General features: G+C 58.7%; 20 protein-coding genes. 11 read left to right on the top strand and 9 right to left on the bottom strand.

Annotated features, from left to right (window positions below; genetic code table 11):
- The first annotated feature begins 39 nt into the window (after positions 1 to 39).
- The 7 genes from clpX (at position 40) to UB90_RS11965 (ending at position 4,481) form a co-directional block, all read left to right on the top strand.
- Entirely contained in the window at positions 40 to 1,305 is a 1,266-nt protein-coding gene (gene clpX / locus UB90_RS11995; protein WP_005639713.1) for an ATP-dependent Clp protease ATP-binding subunit ClpX, read from the top strand.
- Positions 1,306 to 1,415: 110 nt separating this feature from the next.
- The gene (locus tag UB90_RS11990; protein ID WP_065325942.1) at positions 1,416 to 2,129 is read left to right on the top strand and encodes a dienelactone hydrolase family protein; all 714 of its coding nucleotides are present in this window, start codon (positions 1,416 to 1,418) and stop codon (positions 2,127 to 2,129) included.
- Between the two features lie 113 nt (positions 2,130 to 2,242).
- The gene (locus UB90_RS11985; RefSeq protein ID WP_065325941.1) at positions 2,243 to 2,614 is read left to right on the top strand and encodes a RidA family protein; all 372 of its coding nucleotides are present in this window, start codon (positions 2,243 to 2,245) and stop codon (positions 2,612 to 2,614) included.
- 10 nt (positions 2,615 to 2,624) lie between these two features.
- Positions 2,625 to 3,017 (top strand): glyoxalase superfamily protein, encoded by a 393-nt coding sequence (locus UB90_RS11980; RefSeq protein ID WP_009176586.1) that lies wholly within the window; start codon positions 2,625 to 2,627, stop codon positions 3,015 to 3,017.
- Between the two features lie 120 nt (positions 3,018 to 3,137).
- Positions 3,138 to 3,524: an NADH:ubiquinone oxidoreductase subunit NDUFA12 gene (locus UB90_RS11975; protein ID WP_005639704.1), complete on the top strand. Its 387-nt coding sequence runs from the start codon at positions 3,138 to 3,140 to the stop codon at positions 3,522 to 3,524.
- 67 nt (positions 3,525 to 3,591) lie between these two features.
- Positions 3,592 to 4,044, top strand: a complete 453-nt coding sequence (mlaD, locus tag UB90_RS11970; RefSeq protein WP_005639701.1) for an outer membrane lipid asymmetry maintenance protein MlaD — start codon at positions 3,592 to 3,594, stop codon at positions 4,042 to 4,044.
- Positions 4,044 to 4,481, top strand: a complete 438-nt coding sequence (locus tag UB90_RS11965) for a DUF2155 domain-containing protein (protein ID WP_065325940.1) — start codon at positions 4,044 to 4,046, stop codon at positions 4,479 to 4,481. Before mlaD ends, UB90_RS11965 begins: the two co-directional genes overlap by 1 nt.
- Here UB90_RS11965 and aat read toward each other — a convergent pair.
- The 9 genes from aat to UB90_RS11920 all read right to left on the bottom strand — a co-directional run bounded on the left by aat (position 4,445) and on the right by UB90_RS11920 (position 13,163).
- Positions 4,445 to 5,077, bottom strand: a complete 633-nt coding sequence (gene aat / locus UB90_RS11960) for a leucyl/phenylalanyl-tRNA--protein transferase (RefSeq protein ID WP_065325939.1) — start codon at positions 5,075 to 5,077, stop codon at positions 4,445 to 4,447. The two genes, UB90_RS11965 and aat, sit on opposite strands and share 37 nt — an antisense overlap.
- A 63-nt stretch (positions 5,078 to 5,140) precedes the next feature.
- Entirely contained in the window at positions 5,141 to 6,490 is a 1,350-nt protein-coding gene (accC, locus tag UB90_RS11955; RefSeq protein ID WP_065325938.1) for an acetyl-CoA carboxylase biotin carboxylase subunit, read from the bottom strand.
- Between the two features lie 9 nt (positions 6,491 to 6,499).
- On the bottom strand, positions 6,500 to 7,003 hold the full coding sequence (accB, locus tag UB90_RS11950; RefSeq protein WP_065325937.1) for an acetyl-CoA carboxylase biotin carboxyl carrier protein: 504 nt from the start codon (positions 7,001 to 7,003) through the stop codon (positions 6,500 to 6,502).
- A 174-nt stretch (positions 7,004 to 7,177) separates the two neighbouring features.
- On the bottom strand, positions 7,178 to 7,714 hold the full coding sequence (locus UB90_RS11945) for a PAS and helix-turn-helix domain-containing protein (RefSeq protein WP_065325936.1): 537 nt from the start codon (positions 7,712 to 7,714) through the stop codon (positions 7,178 to 7,180).
- A 178-nt stretch (positions 7,715 to 7,892) separates the two neighbouring features.
- Positions 7,893 to 8,648, bottom strand: coding sequence for an ABC transporter ATP-binding protein (locus UB90_RS11940; protein WP_005609938.1), 756 nt, complete (start codon positions 8,646 to 8,648; stop codon positions 7,893 to 7,895).
- A gap of 16 nt (positions 8,649 to 8,664) precedes the next feature.
- A complete protein-coding gene (locus UB90_RS11935) occupies positions 8,665 to 9,420 on the bottom strand; it encodes an ABC transporter ATP-binding protein (protein WP_009177251.1) in 756 nt (251 codons plus the stop codon).
- 11 nt (positions 9,421 to 9,431) lie between these two features.
- Complete coding sequence (locus UB90_RS11930) at positions 9,432 to 10,631, bottom strand: branched-chain amino acid ABC transporter permease (protein ID WP_009176761.1); 1,200 nt, start codon at positions 10,629 to 10,631, stop codon at positions 9,432 to 9,434.
- A 4-nt stretch (positions 10,632 to 10,635) separates the two neighbouring features.
- Complete coding sequence (locus UB90_RS11925; RefSeq protein ID WP_065325935.1) at positions 10,636 to 11,658, bottom strand: branched-chain amino acid ABC transporter permease; 1,023 nt, start codon at positions 11,656 to 11,658, stop codon at positions 10,636 to 10,638.
- A 158-nt stretch (positions 11,659 to 11,816) separates the two neighbouring features.
- On the bottom strand, positions 11,817 to 13,163 hold the full coding sequence (locus UB90_RS11920) for a substrate-binding protein (RefSeq protein ID WP_005609928.1): 1,347 nt from the start codon (positions 13,161 to 13,163) through the stop codon (positions 11,817 to 11,819).
- 237 nt (positions 13,164 to 13,400) lie between these two features.
- Between UB90_RS11920 and UB90_RS11915 the strand changes: the two genes are divergently transcribed.
- The 4 genes from UB90_RS11915 to UB90_RS11900 all read left to right on the top strand — a co-directional run bounded on the left by UB90_RS11915 (position 13,401) and on the right by UB90_RS11900 (position 18,372).
- Complete coding sequence (locus UB90_RS11915; RefSeq protein WP_065325934.1) at positions 13,401 to 14,732, top strand: helix-turn-helix transcriptional regulator; 1,332 nt, start codon at positions 13,401 to 13,403, stop codon at positions 14,730 to 14,732.
- A gap of 97 nt (positions 14,733 to 14,829) precedes the next feature.
- On the top strand, positions 14,830 to 15,237 hold the full coding sequence (locus UB90_RS11910) for a response regulator transcription factor (protein WP_065325933.1): 408 nt from the start codon (positions 14,830 to 14,832) through the stop codon (positions 15,235 to 15,237).
- Between the two features lie 10 nt (positions 15,238 to 15,247).
- Positions 15,248 to 15,685, top strand: coding sequence for a hypothetical protein (locus UB90_RS11905; protein ID WP_065325932.1), 438 nt, complete (start codon positions 15,248 to 15,250; stop codon positions 15,683 to 15,685).
- The gene (locus UB90_RS11900; RefSeq protein WP_065325931.1) at positions 15,682 to 18,372 is read left to right on the top strand and encodes an ATP-binding protein; all 2,691 of its coding nucleotides are present in this window, start codon (positions 15,682 to 15,684) and stop codon (positions 18,370 to 18,372) included. The genes UB90_RS11905 and UB90_RS11900 overlap by 4 nt, the downstream gene beginning before the upstream one ends.
- Positions 18,373 to 18,413 lie beyond the last annotated feature (41 nt).

The raw sequence follows: 18,413 nt of genomic DNA, 5'->3' as shown, positions 1-18,413 counted from the left end.
TGACACGCGCTGGCCCCGAGGCGGATGGAAAGGTAGACCATGGCGACGAACTCGAGCGGCGACAGCAAGAACACGCTTTACTGCAGCTTTTGCGGCAAGAGCCAGCATGAGGTGCGAAAGCTGATTGCAGGCCCGACCGTGTTCATCTGTGATGAATGCGTTGAGCTGTGCATGGACATCATCCGCGAGGAGACAAAAGCCTCCGGGATGAAAGCAACCGACGGTGTGCCGACACCGAAGGATATTTGCGATGTTCTGGATGATTATGTGATTGGTCAGGCGACGGCAAAGCGTGTGCTGTCGGTGGCGGTCCACAACCACTACAAACGTCTGAATCATGCCCAGAAGGCCGGCAATGATATTGAACTTTCAAAGTCCAACATCCTGCTGATCGGCCCCACGGGTTGCGGTAAAACTCTGCTGGCGCAAACCCTTGCGCGCATTCTGGATGTGCCCTTCACCATGGCGGATGCCACCACGCTCACCGAGGCGGGCTATGTGGGTGAGGATGTCGAGAACATCATCCTGAAGCTGTTGCAGGCGTCGGAATACAACGTCGAGCGCGCGCAGCGCGGCATCGTCTACATCGACGAGGTCGACAAGATCACCCGCAAGTCCGAAAACCCGTCCATCACCCGTGACGTGTCGGGCGAGGGGGTGCAGCAAGCGCTTCTGAAGCTGATGGAAGGCACCGTGGCCTCTGTGCCGCCACAGGGGGGGCGCAAGCATCCGCAACAGGAATTCCTGCAAGTGGACACCACCAACATTCTGTTCATCTGCGGCGGTGCATTTGCCGGTCTTGATCGCATCATCAAGCAGCGTGGCAAGGGCTCTGCTATGGGCTTTGGCGCGGATGTGCGCGACGAGAGCGACGCTGGCGTGGGCGAGACTTTCCGCGATCTGGAACCCGAAGATCTGCTGAAGTTCGGCCTGATCCCGGAATTTGTCGGCCGTTTGCCGGTTCTGGCAACACTGGAAGATCTGGACGAGGATGCGCTGATCACCATCCTGACCAAGCCTAAGAACGCTCTGGTCAAACAGTATCAGCGTCTCTTTGAACTGGAAGATACCGAGCTGGACTTCACCGACGAAGCCCTCTCTTCGATTGCCAAAAAGGCCATCGAGCGTAAAACCGGTGCGCGGGGTCTGCGTTCCATCCTTGAGGACATTCTGCTCGATACCATGTTCGAGCTGCCGGGAATGGAAAGCGTCACCAAAGTGGTTGTGAATGAAGAGGCGGTCACCTCTGAGGCGCAGCCGCTGATGATCCACGCGGATGAAAAGGAATCTGCCACCGCCGGGTAATCCGATGTGAATTGGTCCAAACCAATATGCATTAAAGTAAAAGGCCAATGTCCTCGTGACATTGGCCTTTTTCATTGTGCGGGTGACAAAATTTCAAATGGGAGGACGCTATGAAAAGCGAAGCATTCAATTACAGCGATGGCGCAGATCATTTTATTGGTCATCTGGTGTGGGATGAAGCGTTGGACGGCCCGCAGCCTTCTGTGCTGATCGCCCCGGCTTTCGGCGGGCTGAGTGATTTTGAACGGGCGCGTGCCGAGGAGCTGGCCGCACTTGGATATGTGGCCATCGCGGTGGATTATTACGGGAACGGAAAACGGGCAGGATCGCCCGAAGAGGCGCAGGCCCTGATGGGCAGGCTACAGGCGGATCGCAAAATTCTGGCCCGGCGCATGGTTGCGGCGTTTGATGCGGCAAAAGCCTTGCCGCAGGTGGATGCGGGCCGGATTGGCGCGATGGGCTACTGTCTGGGCGGCAAGGCGGTGTTGGATCTAGCGCGCACAGGGGCGGATATCCGGGCCTGTGCCCCGCTACACGGGGTGTATGACCGCCCGAATTTTGAAACAGAGACCATCCATGCATCCGTGCTGGTGCTACATGGCTGGGACGATCCGCTTGCACCACCAGAGGCTTTGCAGGCGCTGGCAGCGGAATTGAGCGCACATTGTGCGGATTGGCAGGTCTTGGGATTTGGTCATACAGGACATGCCTTTACCAACCCAAACGCACAGGGTCGCGACGGCGGCATGATGTATAATGCGCGCGCGACGGCGCGGGCTTGGGAGGCGCTCACAGGATTTCTGGCCGAGACCTTGCAGAATTAGCGCGCAGCGCATGCATAGCGGGGTTGCTCATATTGCAATATTGCCGACACCGCTAATCGCTTACCAAATTAAGTAGTCACAAATTTGTAACGCGATAAAGGGAAGGACACCGCATGACAATCAGACGCATTTCCTCTGGTGGAGAGTTTGAGGCCAAGGTCGGGTACTGTCGTGCCGTTGTGGCCGGAGGCTTTGTCCATGTGGCCGGAACCGTGGGGCAGGGTGAGGATGTGGTGGCGCAATGCCGCTCTGTGCTTGCCACTATCGAAACGGCTCTGGCCAAGGCGGGTGTTGGTTTCGCCGATGTGGTTCGGGTCAATTACTACCTGCCGGATGCGGCGGAATTCGAACCTTGCTGGCCGATCCTCGCCGAGACCTTTGGGGCCAACCCACCAGCTGCCACGATGATCGAGTGCAACCTGATCGCCCCGGAATTTCGCATTGAGATCGAAGTGACGGCCCTTGCGGCATCGGCATCATCGTAAGGAGGCTGAGATGGACAACACAGACAGCACGGTGACAATTCGCCCCGCCATCCCGGTGATCCGTATCTTTGATCTTGAAAAGGCACGGCAATATTACCTCGACTACCTTGGCTTCAGTGTTGATTGGGAACACCGCCAAGAAGAGGACACCCCCATATATATGCAGATCTCCCGGTCGGGGTGTGTCTTGCATCTGAGCGAACATCACGGGGACGCGACACCGGGGTCGACCTGCTTTGTCCCCATCAACGCTGCGATGGCGATGCATCAGGAACTGGGGGAGCGGCGCTATCGTAACATCAAACCTGCGCTTGATGCGATGCCATGGGGGCTGCAGATTTCGGTGACAGATCCGTTTGGCAACCGCTTGCGCTTTTGTGAACAGCGCACAGGGCACGTCTAAGCCTGCAAAGAGCGTGGCGATATTGCTGTTTCCTGCCGGTCTGTTCACCACTTCGCCGCGAACCACTGGACCTTATGGCGAGAATGGGCCATATCGGGAGAGAGATTTTCGGAGGGACCGATGGGAATCCTGAATTCGCTTTTGCAGGCCGTGACTTGGTGGAATGGCGCCACCCTGAACACCATGATCTACACCCGCCGCAAGGGTGTGAAAGTTGGTGAAGACGAACAGGGCAATGTGTTCTACCGCACTGCAGATGACAGCCGTCGCTGGGTGATCTTCAACGGTGAGGCAGAGGCCTCTCGTGTGAGCGCCGACTGGCATGGCTGGCTGCACCGGACCTTTAACGAGGTTCCGAGTGAAAAGCCGCTGAAGCACAAGACATGGGAAAAGCCGCATCAGGAAAACCTGACAGGCACCATGTTGGCCTATGCTCCGGCCGGGTCGATCCGCGCGGGCGGTACGCCAAAGCCGCGCAGCGATTACGAGGCCTGGAGCCCCGAATAAGTGACTTCCAGAAGGGTGCAGCCGAGTTGGCCGCCCTTTTGCGATCTGGCCAAAAGGCAGGTTTTAAATGACCCATTCCACAACCGAAGTGTTGACCGGCGGCCTTGTGCTGGCCGTGGCGGCTGGTTTTGCGTTCTACGCAGCCCAGGCTGCAGGCCTCTCGCGCGGGGGCGATAGCTACCCGCTGTCGGCCTCCTTTCGTTCGCTCGAAGGGGTGAGTGTCGGCACAGATGTGCGCCTCGCCGGGGTTAAGATCGGCACGGTGACCAATGTGGCGCTGAATGCGGAAACCTTTCGCGCCGACACCACATTTTCCGTCGACAACAGCATTATGATCCCCGACGACAGCGCCATCGTGATTGCGTCCGAGGGACTTTTGGGCGGCAACTTCGTCGAAGTGATGCCCGGTGGGTCGCCGTTCAACTTTGAAGCAGGGGATGAGATCACCGACACGCAAGGCGCAGTCAGCCTGATCTCGCTGCTTGTAAAATTTGTTTCCGGCGGCGGTGACGAGTCCTGATGATGCGCCTGACGACACTTGCCTTTTGCCTTGTGGCTGCGAACTCTGCTGTGGCGCAAACGATTTCGGTTGAAGAACTGGCGCCATCGCCGGTGCAACCTCGGGTGCCTGAAACCCGCGAGCATGTGGAACGTGTGGAAGCCACAAAGGGCAGCATCGCCAGCTTGCGCGGCCTTGATAAGGTCAACGGCAAGAGCACGGACGTGGACGTTCAAACCGGTGGTTCGGTTGAGGTCTTTGGTCTGATCGTGACCATGCGTGAGTGCCGTTATCCAACGGAGAACCCCTCGGGCGATGCGTTTGCCTATCTGACGATCCGCGATCGTCAGGATGGAAAGGTGTTCTTTGATGGCTGGATGATCGCCTCAAGCCCAGCCCTCAGCGCACTGGACCATCGCCGCTATGACGTCTGGGTTCTGCGCTGCAAGAGCGACTGAGGTGCAGGGATTGCCGGGGACAGAAAATCGCCGGATTGATCCAAAGCCTCTGCCAGCAATCTGCGATACCTTGCACGGCTGATCTCTTCTCCGCCCAGAGAGGCGAGGTGGGGCGTGATGAACTGCGTATCACATAGGGTATAGCCGCCCGCATTGAGCCGATCCACCAGATAGGCCAGTGCGATCTTTGAGGCATCGCGGCTGCGGGAAAACATGCTTTCGCCAAAGAAAGCGGCCCCCAAAGAGACACCGTAAACACCACCGACGAGCGCGCCATCCATCCAGACCTCAAGGGAATGGGCAAAGCCCATCAGGTGGAGCTCCAGATAGCGGTCATAGATTTCCTCGTTGATCCAGGTTTCCTCACGATCGGCGCAGCCATGCACGACGCCTGCAAAATCTCGGTTCACTGAGATCTCATAATCGTCGCGGCGTAGGCGTTTGCCCAGCGAGCGGGAAATGCGAAACCCATCAAGAGGCAGAATGCCACGGCGTTTGGGGTCGACCCAGAACACCTCGGGATCGTCGCGGCTTTCCGCCATGGGAAAGACGCCGCTGGCATAGGCATGAAGAAGAAGATCAGCGCTGAGCGTCATAAGTTAGCCTAGCACAGGAATGAGCAAGGGCGGTGGTTTTCGACCGCCGCCCTTAAAAGTATTTTATTTCTGCAGGTTGGCCTCAAGCCATTTTTCCAGCCAGTGAATGTTGTAGTCACCAGTCTGGACGTCCTTTTCCTGCAAGAGCGTGTGGAACAGCGGCACAGTGGTGTCGATCCCGTCCACGATCAACTCGCCCAGCGAACGGCTGAGGCGCGCCAGCGCCTCGTCCCGGTCGCGACCATGTACGATCAGCTTGCCGATCAGACTGTCGTAGTAGGGCGGGATCGAATAGCCGTCATAGAGCGCCGAATCCATCCGCACACCAAGGCCGCCGGGGGCGTGGTATGCGGTGATCTTGCCCGGGCAGGGCGAGAAATTCGGCAGTTTCTCGGCGTTGATGCGCACCTCGATGGCGTGACCGTTGATGGTCAGATCGTCCTGGCTGAAGGACAGCGGCAGGCCGGAGGCCACGCGGATCTGTTCACGCACCAGATCGACACCAAAGATGGCCTCGGTCACCGGGTGCTCCACCTGCAGACGGGTGTTCATCTCGATGAAGTAGAACTCACCGTCCTCATAGAGGAACTCGACAGTGCCCGCGCCGGAATAGCCCATCTTGCCGATGGCGTCGGCGCAGATCTTGCCGATCCTGGCGCGTTCTTCCTCAGAGATGCAGGGGCCGGGGGCCTCTTCAAAGACCTTCTGGTGGCGGCGCTGCAAAGAGCAGTCGCGCTCGCCCAGATGAACACCGCCGCCCTTGCCGTCGCCAAAGACCTGAATCTCGATATGGCGCGGACGCTGGAGATATTTCTCCATATAGACTTCATCGTTGCCAAAGGCGGCCTTAGCCTCGGAGCGGGCGGTCTGGAACGCATGGACCAGATCAGCCTCGGTTTGCGCCACTTTCATGCCGCGACCACCACCACCGGCGGTGGCTTTGATGATGACCGGATAGCCCATGTCGGCGGCGACGGTTTTGGCGGTCTCCACGTCGGGCACGCCACCGTCAGAGCCGGGCACACAGGGAATGCCAAGCGCTTTTGCGGTGTCTTTTGCGGTGATCTTGTCACCCATCTGGCGAATGTGCTCGGCGGAGGGGCCGATAAAGGTCAGCCCGTGATCCTCGACGATCTGCACGAAGTTCGCGTTCTCAGACAGGAAACCATAGCCCGGATGGATCGCCTGCGCGCCGGAAATCTCGCAGGCGGAGATGATGGCGGGGATCGACAGATAGCTTTGGGTGCCGGAAGGGGGGCCGATACAGATCGACTCGTCTGCCATGCGCACGTGCATCGCGTCGGCATCGGCAGTGGAGTGCACCGCGACGGACTGGATGCCCATCTCGCGGCAGGCACGGATCACGCGCAGCGCGATCTCACCCCGGTTTGCAATCAGGATTTTGTCAAACATGAGACCGCCTTACTCGACGATGACGAGCGGAGAACCAAATTCAACCGCTGCGCCATCCTCGACGAGGATGCGCTTCACGGTGCCAGCCTTGGGGGCCGGAATGTGGTTCATGGTTTTCATCGCCTCAACGATCAGGAGCGTGTCGCCCTCATTGACCTGCTGGCCGACGGAGATAAACGCGGAGGCACCCGGCTCTGGTGCCAGATAGGCGGTGCCGACCATCGGCGAGGTCACTGCACCCGGGTGGTTGGCAGGATCGTCAGACACGGCGGCCTCAGCAGCCGGTGCGGCAGCAACAGCAGCGGGAGCCGCAGCAACTGGGGCAACGGCAGGCGCGGCAGCAACCTGAACCGGTGCAACGGGTGCTGGGAATTGGCGGGAGACGCGCACGTTCAGGCTGTCATCTTCCGCGTAATCGCGCTTCACCTGCAGCTCGGTCAGGTCATTTTCGCGCAAAAGCTCTGCCAGAGCCTTGATGAACGCTACATCTGCTTCATGAGATTTATTTGTCATTGTGTTCCTCGGCAGGGTCCTGTCTGGCCCCGAATGCATCCGGGGCGGAAATTTGCGGCCTTATAAGCCATAGCTGACCATAAGGAAAGCGTACTTGGATTGCCCTACAAGATGAGGGCGCGAGGGGCGATTTTCAATCGTTTTTGCAGGGGAATATCCCCGTTGCGGCCTCCGTCACAGGGGCATGCCGCTGAGTTTTGCCACCAGCTCGGGCAGCTTGCGGGCGTTGAATTTATCCAGCAGGCGGGCGCGGTGAGTCTCAACCGTGCGATAGGAAAGATCGAGCTTCAGTCCGATTTCCTTGGCCGACAACCCCCGGCAGGTGAGGATTGCCACCTCGCGTTCGCGCGGGGTCAGGCTGACGACGGGGCGTTCATCGGAGAGATCGGCAAAAGACCAAACACCTGTTTGGAACGGATGCGCCCCATCCATCGAACGCCCCCGCACGCGGCACCAAAACAGCGCCCCCGAGGTGCGGCGCATAATGCGCTCGTCGTGGTAAAATCCGCTTTGTGATTCCGGCATCTGCAGAATCTCGCCAATACGCTGGTAATCCTCGACGCTGGGATAAAGTGCGGCGATGGGCAGTTCGCACAACTCTGCGGGAGTGGCCCCAAAAGTGTCGGCGAATTGCAGATTGCACCGCTTGATGATGCGATGTTCCAAAAGCGCAAGCCCAACGGGCGCGTAGTCAAAAGCGGGATCAGACATGGGCTGGTTCTAAAGCGCAGCACTGCGCAAGGGAAGGGCGCTTGTGTTTACGACAGGGTCGGTGCGGTTTGTAAAAAAGCCGGACCTGAAACAGGCCCGGCACAGGAGGTGTGCGCGACAGGGAATTGCCGTGCAGCACGGAGTAAAACGTCAAATGCGCAAACCGCGCACCCGGAGATCAGATCGCGAGGTATTCGGACCGCAACTCCTCATTCTCGAGAACCTCGGCAGCGGTGCCGTCAAAAACGATCCCGCCCGTATCAAGGATGACCGCACGGTCTGCCAGTTGCAGCGCGCGTACGGCATTTTGTTCTACGATAATCGTTGTCATGCCCTGTTCCTTGATGTGGATCAGAGTCTTCTCAATCTCATCCACGATGACCGGGGCAAGACCCTCATAGGGCTCATCAAGCAACAGAACCTTGATGTCGCGGGCAAGGGCGCGGGCAATAGCCAGCATCTGCTGCTCGCCGCCCGAAAGTGTGACGCCCTCTTGTTTGCGCCGCTCGCCAAGTCGCGGGAACAGCTCATACAGACGCTCGATGGACCAGCCGATGGGGGGCGCGATCTGCGCCAGTTGCAGGTTTTCCTCGACCGTGAGGCCGGGGATGATGCGGCGATCCTCTGGCACCAGACCAAGCCCGGCAGCTGCGGCCTCATGACTTTCCATCAGGTGCAGCGGTTGGTGATCGAGCCAGATTTCGCCGCGTGTCACCATGGGCGAACCTGTGCGCGCGATGGAACGCAGGGTCGAGGTCTTGCCCGCGCCGTTGCGACCCAAAAGCGCGAGGATCTCGCCTTCGTGGACGTTAAAGTTGATGCCCTGAACGATATAGCTCTCGCCGTAATAGGCATGCACGTCCCAGATCGACAGAAACGCGGGCGCAGTGGCGGCGTGGTTTGCGCCTTTGGAGAAGTCGGGTTTTACGTTCATCTCTTTTCCTTTCCCCTTACGCGGTTTCGCCAAGGTAGGCTTCGCGCACCTTTGGGTTGCCACGAATGTTCTCCGGATCGTCTTCTACCAATGGGGTGCCCTGTGCCAAAACGGTGATCCGATTGGCGAGCGAGAACACCACATGCATGTCGTGTTCGATGATGGCGATGGTGATATTGCGCTGATCCGAGATCTGTTTCAGGAGGTCGATCGTGTTGTTGGTATCGGCCCGCGCCATGCCTGCCGTGGGTTCATCCAGCAACAGCAGACGTGGCTCCTGGCTGAGGCACATACCGATTTCCAGCCGCCGCTTATCCCCGCGCGAGAGCGAGGCGGCATGCATATGGCGTTTCTCGGCCATGTTCATTTCAAGCAGCATCGCTTCGGCCTTGTCGAGAATGTCGCGCTGCGACATCACCGAAGCGATTGCGTTGAGTTCAAATGCGCCGTCTCGTTTCGCCAGACAGGGGATCATCATGTTCTCAAGAACTGTCAGATCACCAAAGATTTCAGGCGTTTGAAAGACGCGGCTGATGCCCATCTGGTTGATCTCGTAGGGTGCGCGCCCCAGCACCGACTGCCCGTCAAACATCACCGACCCGGTGTCTGGGATCAGTTTGCCGACAAGGCAGTTCAGCAGCGTGGACTTGCCCGCGCCATTGGGGCCGATGATCGCGTGAACCGAGTTTTCCTTGACGGAGAGGTTCACATCCGAGAGCGCTTGCAGGCCACCAAAGCGTTTGCCAACGTTTTTGACTTCGAGAATACTCATGAGATGTCTCCTTATTCCGCCGGGTTGGTTTTGCTCTGGTGGGCGTCAGACTTCTTGCGCCCCTTGAACCAGTTGCCGATCCGCTGTCCGCCTTCCACAAGGCCACCGGGGAGGTAGATCACCACCAGCATGAACAGGATACCAAGTGTGAGATGCCAGCCTTTGCCGATAAAGGGGTGGATGATAAAGACCACGAAATCCTCAAGCCCATCCGGCAGGAAGCTGAACCAGCCGTGCAGCACGTTGTCGTTGATCTTGGAGAAGATGTTCTCGAAGTATTTGATGAAGCCTGCGCCCAGAACCGGCCCGATCAGCGTACCGGCACCACCAAGGATGGTCATCAGGACGACCTCGCCAGAGGCGGTCCATTGCATCCGCTCCGCACCGGCCAGTGGATCCATAGACGCCATCAGACCGCCGGCAAGACCTGCATACATGCCAGAGATCACAAAGGCTGCCAGCGTGTAGGGTTTGGAATTGAGACCGGTGTAATTCATCCGCTGCTGGTTCGATTTCACCGCCCGCAGCATCATCCCGAAGGGAGAGCGGAAGATGCGGATCGAGAGGTAAAAGGCCGCGATCATGACCAGCGCGCATAGGTAGTAGCCCATGTTGAACTGGAAATCCCATGGCCCCACGATCAGATGGTAGGTCGAGCGCATCTCCATGCCAAAGAGGTTGGTCACAGGGATGGAGCCGTCAGCCGTGGCAGAAACCCCCAGCACGCGCGGATCATCAAGTGTCAGTTGCAGGCCGGTCTCGCCATTGGTGATCGGTGTCAGCACCGAATAGGCGAGGCTGAAGGACATCTGCGCAAAGGCCAGCGTCAGGATCGAGAAGTAGATGCCAGAGCGCCGCAAACTGATAAATCCAATCACCAGCGCAAAAAGACCCGAGATGATGACGCTGAGGATGATGGCGGGCAAGACGTTCATGCTCAGGAGTTTGAACATCCAGACCGCAGAGTAAGACCCCACACCGAGAAAGGCTGCGTGACCAAAGGACAGATACCCGGTGAGGCCAAAGAGGATGTTAAACCCGATGGCAAAAATCCCAAAGATCACAAAGCGCTGCATCAGGTCGGGATAGCCCGCATTGAACTGCGCCAGACCGCTGTCGGTGGGAAAGGGATTTAGAAGGAAGGGAGCAAAGATCGTCAGTCCAGCTACGATCAAAAGCAGTGTAGTGTCTCTTTTATCAAGTCCGAACATGATCTTAGTCCTCCATCACGCCTTTGCGCCCCATCAATCCGCGTGGACGGACCAGAAGGATGATGATGGCGACGAGGTAGATGATGATCTGATTGATGCCGGGAATGAGGCTGATTGCCCATTCCATCGAGGCAAAGCTTTCAAGCACGCCGAGCACAAAGCCCGCCAGCACCGCACCGGGCAGGGAACCCATGCCGCCCACAACCACAACCACAAAGGACAACACAAGAAAGTCCATGCCCATGTGATAGTTGGGCGAGTTGATGGGCGTGTACATGACGCCCGCAAGCCCCGCGACGGCGGCCGCGATGCCGAACATGATCGTAAAGCGGCGGTCGATGTTGATACCCAATAGGCCCACGGTTTCACGATCCGCCATGCCGGCCCGGACCACCATGCCAAAGGTGGTAAACTGCAGGAAGGCAAAGACCGCACCGATGATGAGGCAGGCAAAGCAGAAATAGACGATACGCCAGACCGGATAGATCAGGTCCATGCCGATCACCGCGCCAAGATTGGCCACGCCGTTGAGCGTATCGGGCGCGGGCGTCGGGATCGGGTTGGCACCGTAGAAATACTTGATGACCTCTTGCAGCACGATAGCGAGGCCAAAGGTCACAAGGATCTGGTCCGCATGGGGGCGTTTGTAGAAATGCTTGATCAGCCCGCGCTCCATGATGAAGCCGACGGCCACCATGATCGGGATCGCAAAGAGGATCGCCAGCGGCACCGACCAGTCGATGATCGCGCCACCGAATTCCGGTCCGAACCAGCTCTCGACATACGGGGTTTTGACCTTCAGCGGGTTGCCGAGAAAATCGGTCTTTTCGGGGTCGACCGTCTCAAAGCTGAGGCTGAAGATTTTTTGCAGCGTCACCGCGCAGAAGGCACCGATCATGAACAGCGCCCCATGGGCGAAATTCACGACGCCGAGCGTGCCAAAAATAAGTGTAAGCCCGAGCGCGATCAGCGCATAGGCAGAGCCCTTATCGAGCCCGTTTAGGATTTGCAGAAGGAATGCGTCCATGATCCCCACCTTCCGGTTCGTCTGGGTGGCTGGTTTCGGGATGCAACAGTAGGTCACGCCCGGTCGCCAAGAGGGCGCGGATCAGAGAGACCAAAGCTGTGCGGGAGAAGGGTGGTCAGGCGCGTCTTTCGCGCCCGACCAGTGATAGAGCTCTCGCGTTATGCGCCCGGGTTACAGGAGCCGAGCTGGCCGCCTGCAAACATCGGGTGATCCGCCGGGTACTCGACCTGCGCGCGTGGTGTGACCTCGACTACCTCAAGAAGGTCAAACTCGGATGTCGGGTTTTCTTTCCCGCGCACCACAAGCACATCCTTGAAGCACTGGTGATCCTCGCCGCGATAGAGCGTCTTGCCGTTGCCCATGCCGTCGAACTCGAAATCTTCGAGCGCTTCTGCGACCGCGCAGGGGTTGAAGGAACCCGCGCGCTGCACTGCGTCTGCATAGAGCAGGGTCTGCACGTAGCAGGTATGCGCCGCCTGTGAGGGCGGGAAGCCATATTTGGTGCCGAAGGAGCGCACAAAGGCTTTGGAGCCTTCGTCCTGCAGCGACCAATGCCAGTTGGTGGAGCCGTGGATGCCTTTGACGTTTTCGCCCGCACCTTTGGCCATCAGACGCGAATAAAGCGGCACGACGATTTCGAAGTTCTTACCGTTCACTTCTTTTTCACGCAGGCCGAACTGCACGGCGTTGGTGAGCGAGTTCACCATGTTACCGCCGTAGTGGTTCAGAACCAGCACATCCGCACCGGAGTTCAGAACAGGTGCAATGTAGGACGAGAAGTCAGTCGCGGCGAGCGGGGTTTTCACCGTGTTGACGGTCTCCCAGCCGAGCGCCTCTGTTGCGGCCTTGATGGATTCCTCTTGGGTCCAGCCCCATGTGTAGTCAGCAGTCAGGTGATAGGCCTTGCGGTCATCGCCATAGAGGTTCTTGAGCACCGGTGCGAGCGCCGCGCCGGACATATACGCGTTAAAGAAATGGCGGAAACCATTGGCTTTTTTGTCTTTACCGGTGGTGTCGTTCGAGTGCGTTAGGCCCGCCATAAAGATCACGCCTGCCTCTTGGCACAGGCCTTGAACCGCAACCGCCACACCGGAGGAGGAGCCGCCGGTGATCATGATCGCGCCGTCTTTTTCGATCATGGATTTTGCAGAGGCGCGGGCCGCATCCGATTTGGTCTGGGTGTCGCCGGTGACATATTCAACCTTCTTGCCCATGATACCGCTGCCCTCAAGCGCCTTTGAGCTGAAGGTGTTCAGCATGCCGCCGTCGCCTTCGCCGTTGAGGTGCTCAACCGCCAGTTGATACGCGCGCAGCTCGTCCGCGCCTTCGTCGGCATAGGGTCCGGTCTGCGGGACGTTGAAGCCGAGGGTGACGGTGCCGCCGGTTGGATTATTGGTGAAAGCAGCTGCGCTTTGGGCCGTGAAAATGGTCGGCACGGCGAGACCTGCGCCTGCGACGGCGCTGGTTTTCAACAGGCCACGACGGCTTACGTCTGTCTTGGACATTTAAGTTCCTCCCTGAGTGTAAAAGGCGACGCGCGACTCCTCACTTCCGCGCGTTGCCTTGCAACATTGTGCAAAATCAGTATGGGGGTGTGTTGTAAATCACCGCAATAAAACGCTTGTTTTGAATGTTTTTTCTGTAAAGAAATATACAGGGAGGGGCGTATTGCGGTAAATTATCTTATTCTGCCGCGCAGAAAGCCCTTGATAACCCGGTGTTTTGCAGGAGGAGGCAAACCCATGGCAGGTGACAGTCTGACCGGTAGTCGCATTCGTGAAAGGCGATTAATGCTAGGGTTGCGTCAGGCCGATCTTGCCCGTGACGCCGGGATATCGGCCTCTTACCTCAACCTGATCGAACACAATCGGCGCAGAATCGGCGGCAAACTGCTGGTGACGCTGGCACAGGTGCTCAATGTTGAGCCATCGCTTTTGACCGAAGGGGTGGAGGCCACGTTGGTGGCGTCATTGCGAGAAGCCGCGGCCGAGGCACGGACGCCGATGGTGGAACTGGACCGCGTGGACGAATTCGCAGGGCGATTTCCCGGTTGGGCAGAAGTTCTGGCACAGACCCACGGGCGTATTGGTGCATTGGAACGCACGGTGAGATCTCTCTCGGACCGGCTCACGCATGATCCGCATCTGGCGGCCTCACTGCATGAAGTGCTCTCTACCGCAGCCGCGATCCGCTCTACCGCAGGTATTCTGGCGGAACCGGGGGAGTTGGAGGCCGAATGGCGAGACCGGTTTCACAAAAACCTCGACCAGGATGCCCAGCGGCTTGCGGACAGCAGCCGGGCGTTGGTGCGGTTTCTGGATGAGAGCGATCAGGCCGGTGAGCGCCGGGGCATTCCCCAAGAGGAAGTGGAGGCGTTTTTCACCGCGCGGGAGTTTCATTTCCCTGAGATCGAGAAGGGCAGCGTAGAGCCGCGTGACGTGGTGAAGGCGGCCCCGGAACTGGAAAGTACCGCCGCGCGCAAGCTGGCAGAAGCTGGGTTGCAGATCTATCAGGAGGACGCCGAGCGCATGCCGCTGGTTGCGTTGCGCGCCGCTATCGAGACCCACGGGCTCGCTCCCGGAAAACTGGCACAGGCGTTGGACGTCGAAATCTATCGTCTTTTGCGTCGTCTGGCGATGGTTCCTCAAGATGTGCTTGGGCATCCGGTCGGATTGGTGATCTGCGATGCCTCAGGCTCTATCTTGATGCGCAAGCCTGTTGCAGGTTTTCCGCTGCCGCGTTTTGGCACCTCTTGTCCGCTTTGGCCGCTGTTTACGGCGCTCTCTCAGCCGGGGGGGCCGATCCGGCGGCGTATCCATCAAAAGGGGCGCGCGGCGCGTGACAGTGAGTGTTTTGCAATTTCATGGCAGGCAGAGCAGCCCGGATTTGATCGTGATCCGGTGATGCGTTCGGTGATGCTGATCCTGCCGTCAGAGCATCCGGATCAACCACCTCATGCGGACTCGCGCCCGGTTGGAGCCAGTTGTCGGATCTGTGTTCGCAGAGGCTGCCCGGCACGTCGCGAGCCGTCGATCCTGCGTGATTCATCTGGGGCGCGTTTGATGCAGATGTAACTGCCGGGTGACAGCGGTGTTGCTTTCATGCAAAGATCGCTATCGCACCCGGAGGAACCGGCAAACGGCGTGGTGCTTGGGGAGGACAAAGAAATCAATGGCTGGACGAGTCGTTTTGATTGAAGACGAAGCCAATATTGCAGAGGCGATCCGCTTTCTGCTCTCGCGCGAGGGATGGCAGGTCGATGTACATGCAGATGGCAGCAGTGCGCTATCGGTGATCAAGGCGGCAGAGCCTGACCTGGTCATCTTGGATTTGATGCTGCCGGGTAAAAGTGGCATGGAAATCATTCGTGAAATCAGAGAGGTAGAGGAATTGTCTCATCTGCCCGTTCTGATGCTCACGGCGCGCGGTCAACTGAAGGATCGCGAGATGGCGGAACGTGCCGGGGTCACCCGTTTCATGACCAAACCGTTCTCGAACACAGAGGTGCTGACCGCGGTGCGCGATCTCAATGCGCAGGCACGGCAGACACAGGCCTCTTCTGTGCGCGACGCAGGCTGAGCCGCCCGCGATGATCCGATCCGATGGCGCGGGTAGTAAAGACGAGCTGCGCACCCCTTTTGTGGAGCGCCGCACCTATCGCCGCCGCCGTCTCATGGATATTGCCCGTCTGGCGCCGCTGATCGGGGCATTGTTGTTTCTGGTGCCGCTGTTGTGGCCGGAGCAGCATCTCTCTGATGGGGGAGGGCATGATGCCGGAAGCAGCATGTCCACCGCGATGATTTATATATTCGGTGTCTGGATCGGTCTGATCCTGTTTTCGGTGGCGTTTTCGGTCGCAGTTCGGCTTTGGGCGGTGCATTGGACCGGCGTTGGCGCCCCAACAGAGACCGCAGATGTGTTGGCCATGCGCCAACCGGGTGATGACAGAGCCAACGATCGAGTCGACACGTCTCCCTCAACCGCGCCCCTCCCGCCTGCATCAACAGGGCCGGAGGATCAACTGTGACCTCGCTCAACCTGCTGGCCACAGTCAGCCTCGGTTATGTTGCGATCCTGTTTATGGTTGCTTTTTGGGCTGACCGGCAGGCGCTCCGGGGACGCAGCGCGCGCTTCATGCGCTCGCCGCTGATCTACACGCTATCGCTTTCGATCTATTGCACCGCTTGGACCTTTTACGGCGCGGTCGGGTATGCGGCGCGGTCGGGTATGGAATATGTCACCATCTACCTCGGCCCGACATTGGTGATGATCGGCTGGTGGTGGGGTCTGCGCAAACTGGTGAGAGTGGGGCGAAGCCAACGCATCAGTTCCATTGCAGACCTATTATCGGCGCGTTACGGCAAATCCAATGTGCTGGCAATCGGGGTTACTTTGCTCGCCGTGGTTGGGGTGACGCCCTATATTGCGCTGCAATTGCAGTCTATTACCTTGTCTGTTGCGATCTTTGCCGAGGCCGACCCGACACGCAGTCACAATGAATCCGGCACCGTGTTCTGGATCGCGATGGGGTTGGCCTGTTTCGCAATCCTGTTCGGCACCCGCAACCTCAACGCAAATGAGCGCCACCACGGGGTGGTGATGGCCGTCGCACTTGAGGCGGTGGTGAAACTCATCGCTTTGGTCGCGGTCGGAGTCTTTGTGGTCTGGGGGCTGGCGGGCGGCATCGAGGAGACGCTTGCACGGATTGACCGCTCGCCCATTGGGCATTGGCAGGTGGATGGCGGGCGCTGGACCGCGATCACATTTCTGGCGGCGGCGGCCTTTGTCTGCCTGCCCCGCATGTTTCAGGTGATGGTGGTCGAAAACGAGGATGAACGCCATTTGCGCACTGCCGCGTGGGCCTTTCCCACCTATCTGCTCCTGATCTCGATCTTTGTGGTGCCGATTGCTGCGCTCGGGCTGGAATTGTTGCCGCAGGGCTCTAACCCCGATCTCTTTGTGCTGACGCTGCCGCTGTCGCAGGGGCAGAACGGTCTGGCGATGCTGTCGTTTCTGGGCGGGTTTTCCTCGGCTACATCAATGGTAATCGTTGCCGCCATGAGCCTGTCGACCATGGTGTCAAACCATATCGTAATGCCGATCTGGCTGCGCTCTACCGGGGCCTTCAAGGGGGCGTCGGTGTCGGGAGATGTGCGCTCTGTGGTGCTGTTCGCGCGACGGTTCTCCATCGCGGCGATCATGGGGTTGGGCTATGCGTACTATCAGATTTCGGGCGGCGGTGCGGCGCTTGCTGCGATTGGTCTGATCTCATTTTCCGGCATCGCGCAGATCCTGCCTGCGCTGGTGGGCGGGCTTTTCTGGCGCGGGGCGACCCGCGCGGGCGCATTGGCGGGGCTGACCATCGGGTTTGCGATCTGGGGCTATACGCTGCTGTTGCCCGAAGTTGCAGGCGGGGTATTTTCCGCCTCAACACTTGCCAATGGCCCATTTGGACTTAGCTGGCTGCGCCCGCAGGCGCTCTTTGGCATTGAGGGGTTCGACCCGATTGTTCATTGCGTGCTGTGGTCCATGAGCCTCAATGTGGCGGCGTTCGCTTTGGTGTCGGTCATTAGCTTTCCGAGCCCTATGGAGCGTTTGCAGGGCGCGCAATTTGTGCATGTGTTTGATCATTCCGCCGGGCCGGGCGGCTGGACCGGATCTGTTGCGCAGAGCGAAGACCTGATGATCATGTCCCAGCGTATCCTCGGGCCGGAAGACGCCCAGAATTTCTTTCAGGCCGCGTTGAGGCGACAGGGCGGGCCGGGACCGCTTCCGGAACCGACGCCAAGTTTTCTTGAACAATTGGAACGCGAGTTGAGCGCATCTATCGGTGCGGCAGCGGCCCATGCGATGATTGGCCAAATTGTCAGCGGCGCTGCGGTGTCGGTGGAAGATCTTCTCGCGGTGGCGGACGAATCAGCGCAACTTCTGGAGTATTCCAGTCGTCTGGAAGCACAATCCAAAGAGCTGTCGCGCACCGCGCTTCAGTTGCGGGACACCAACCAGAAGCTGACGCAACTCTCGGAACAAAAGGATGCGTTTCTCAGTCAGGTGAGCCACGAGTTGCGCACGCCCATGACATCGGTGCGTGCGTTTTCCGAAATTTTGCGCGATGAGCCGGGATTAACTGCGGCGGAGCAGCATAAATACGCCTCCATCATCCATGACGAAGCGCTGAGGCTGACGCGGCTCCTTAATGACCTCCTTGATCTGAGCGTGCTGGAAAGCGGTGCGGTGTCGCTCAACGTGTCGACGCGTCGTCTTGGGGACGTGCTGGATCATGCGCTCTCCTCAGCGCTGGCAGGGGCGGATGGGCCGCTGCAGATCATACGGGATCGTGACAGAGAGGCGGTCGAGGTCGAGACTGACGTGGATCGCTTGTCACAGGTTTTTATCAATCTGATTGCCAATGCACAAAAATACTGCACCGCCACAGACCCCGAACTGCGTATCCATGTGCGCAGCAACGGGGACCGTGTTGAGGTGGACCTTGCCGACAATGGTGCAGGCATCCCGGTGGATTTCCATGAGATGATTTTTGAGAAATTCTCGCGGGTTACCCCGGAGCGGGCTGGTGGCGCGGGGCTTGGGCTGGCGATTTGCAAGGAAATCATGCGCAAGCTCGGCGGCGATATTAGTTTTTTGTCGGAGCAAGAGGGGGCTGCTTTTCGGGTCACACTGCCCATTCGACTGAAAATAGAAGAAATCCGCTGAATTCTGTAAAGGTCTTGGTAACCAGCACTGGGCTAGAACCA

Source organism: Tritonibacter mobilis, assembly GCF_001681715.1.
Taxonomy (GTDB): domain Bacteria; phylum Pseudomonadota; class Alphaproteobacteria; order Rhodobacterales; family Rhodobacteraceae; genus Epibacterium; species Epibacterium mobile.
Note: the sequence above shows the minus strand (reverse complement) of the source record. Positions and strands in the feature narration are given on the sequence as shown.

Coding starts and splice junctions, on each gene's coding strand:
- accC (WP_065325938.1), bottom strand. CDS start 6,490: ATGTTTGACAAAATCCTGATTGCAAACCGGGGTGAGATCGCGCTGCGC.
- UB90_RS11910 (WP_065325933.1), top strand. CDS start 14,830: ATGGCTGGACGAGTCGTTTTGATTGAAGACGAAGCCAATATTGCAGAG.
- UB90_RS11905 (WP_065325932.1), top strand. CDS start 15,248: ATGATCCGATCCGATGGCGCGGGTAGTAAAGACGAGCTGCGCACCCCT.
- UB90_RS11925 (WP_065325935.1), bottom strand. CDS start 11,658: ATGGACGCATTCCTTCTGCAAATCCTAAACGGGCTCGATAAGGGCTCT.
- UB90_RS11940 (WP_005609938.1), bottom strand. CDS start 8,648: ATGAACGTAAAACCCGACTTCTCCAAAGGCGCAAACCACGCCGCCACT.
- UB90_RS11915 (WP_065325934.1), top strand. CDS start 13,401: ATGGCAGGTGACAGTCTGACCGGTAGTCGCATTCGTGAAAGGCGATTA.
- UB90_RS11975 (WP_005639704.1), top strand. CDS start 3,138: ATGGGAATCCTGAATTCGCTTTTGCAGGCCGTGACTTGGTGGAATGGC.
- UB90_RS11920 (WP_005609928.1), bottom strand. CDS start 13,163: ATGTCCAAGACAGACGTAAGCCGTCGTGGCCTGTTGAAAACCAGCGCC.
- mlaD (WP_005639701.1), top strand. CDS start 3,592: ATGACCCATTCCACAACCGAAGTGTTGACCGGCGGCCTTGTGCTGGCC.
- UB90_RS11990 (WP_065325942.1), top strand. CDS start 1,416: ATGAAAAGCGAAGCATTCAATTACAGCGATGGCGCAGATCATTTTATT.
- UB90_RS11930 (WP_009176761.1), bottom strand. CDS start 10,631: ATGTTCGGACTTGATAAAAGAGACACTACACTGCTTTTGATCGTAGCT.
- clpX (WP_005639713.1), top strand. CDS start 40: ATGGCGACGAACTCGAGCGGCGACAGCAAGAACACGCTTTACTGCAGC.
- UB90_RS11935 (WP_009177251.1), bottom strand. CDS start 9,420: ATGAGTATTCTCGAAGTCAAAAACGTTGGCAAACGCTTTGGTGGCCTG.
- UB90_RS11945 (WP_065325936.1), bottom strand. CDS start 7,714: ATGTCTGATCCCGCTTTTGACTACGCGCCCGTTGGGCTTGCGCTTTTG.
- accB (WP_065325937.1), bottom strand. CDS start 7,003: ATGACAAATAAATCTCATGAAGCAGATGTAGCGTTCATCAAGGCTCTG.
- UB90_RS11965 (WP_065325940.1), top strand. CDS start 4,044: ATGATGCGCCTGACGACACTTGCCTTTTGCCTTGTGGCTGCGAACTCT.
- aat (WP_065325939.1), bottom strand. CDS start 5,077: ATGACGCTCAGCGCTGATCTTCTTCTTCATGCCTATGCCAGCGGCGTC.
- UB90_RS11985 (WP_065325941.1), top strand. CDS start 2,243: ATGACAATCAGACGCATTTCCTCTGGTGGAGAGTTTGAGGCCAAGGTC.
- UB90_RS11980 (WP_009176586.1), top strand. CDS start 2,625: ATGGACAACACAGACAGCACGGTGACAATTCGCCCCGCCATCCCGGTG.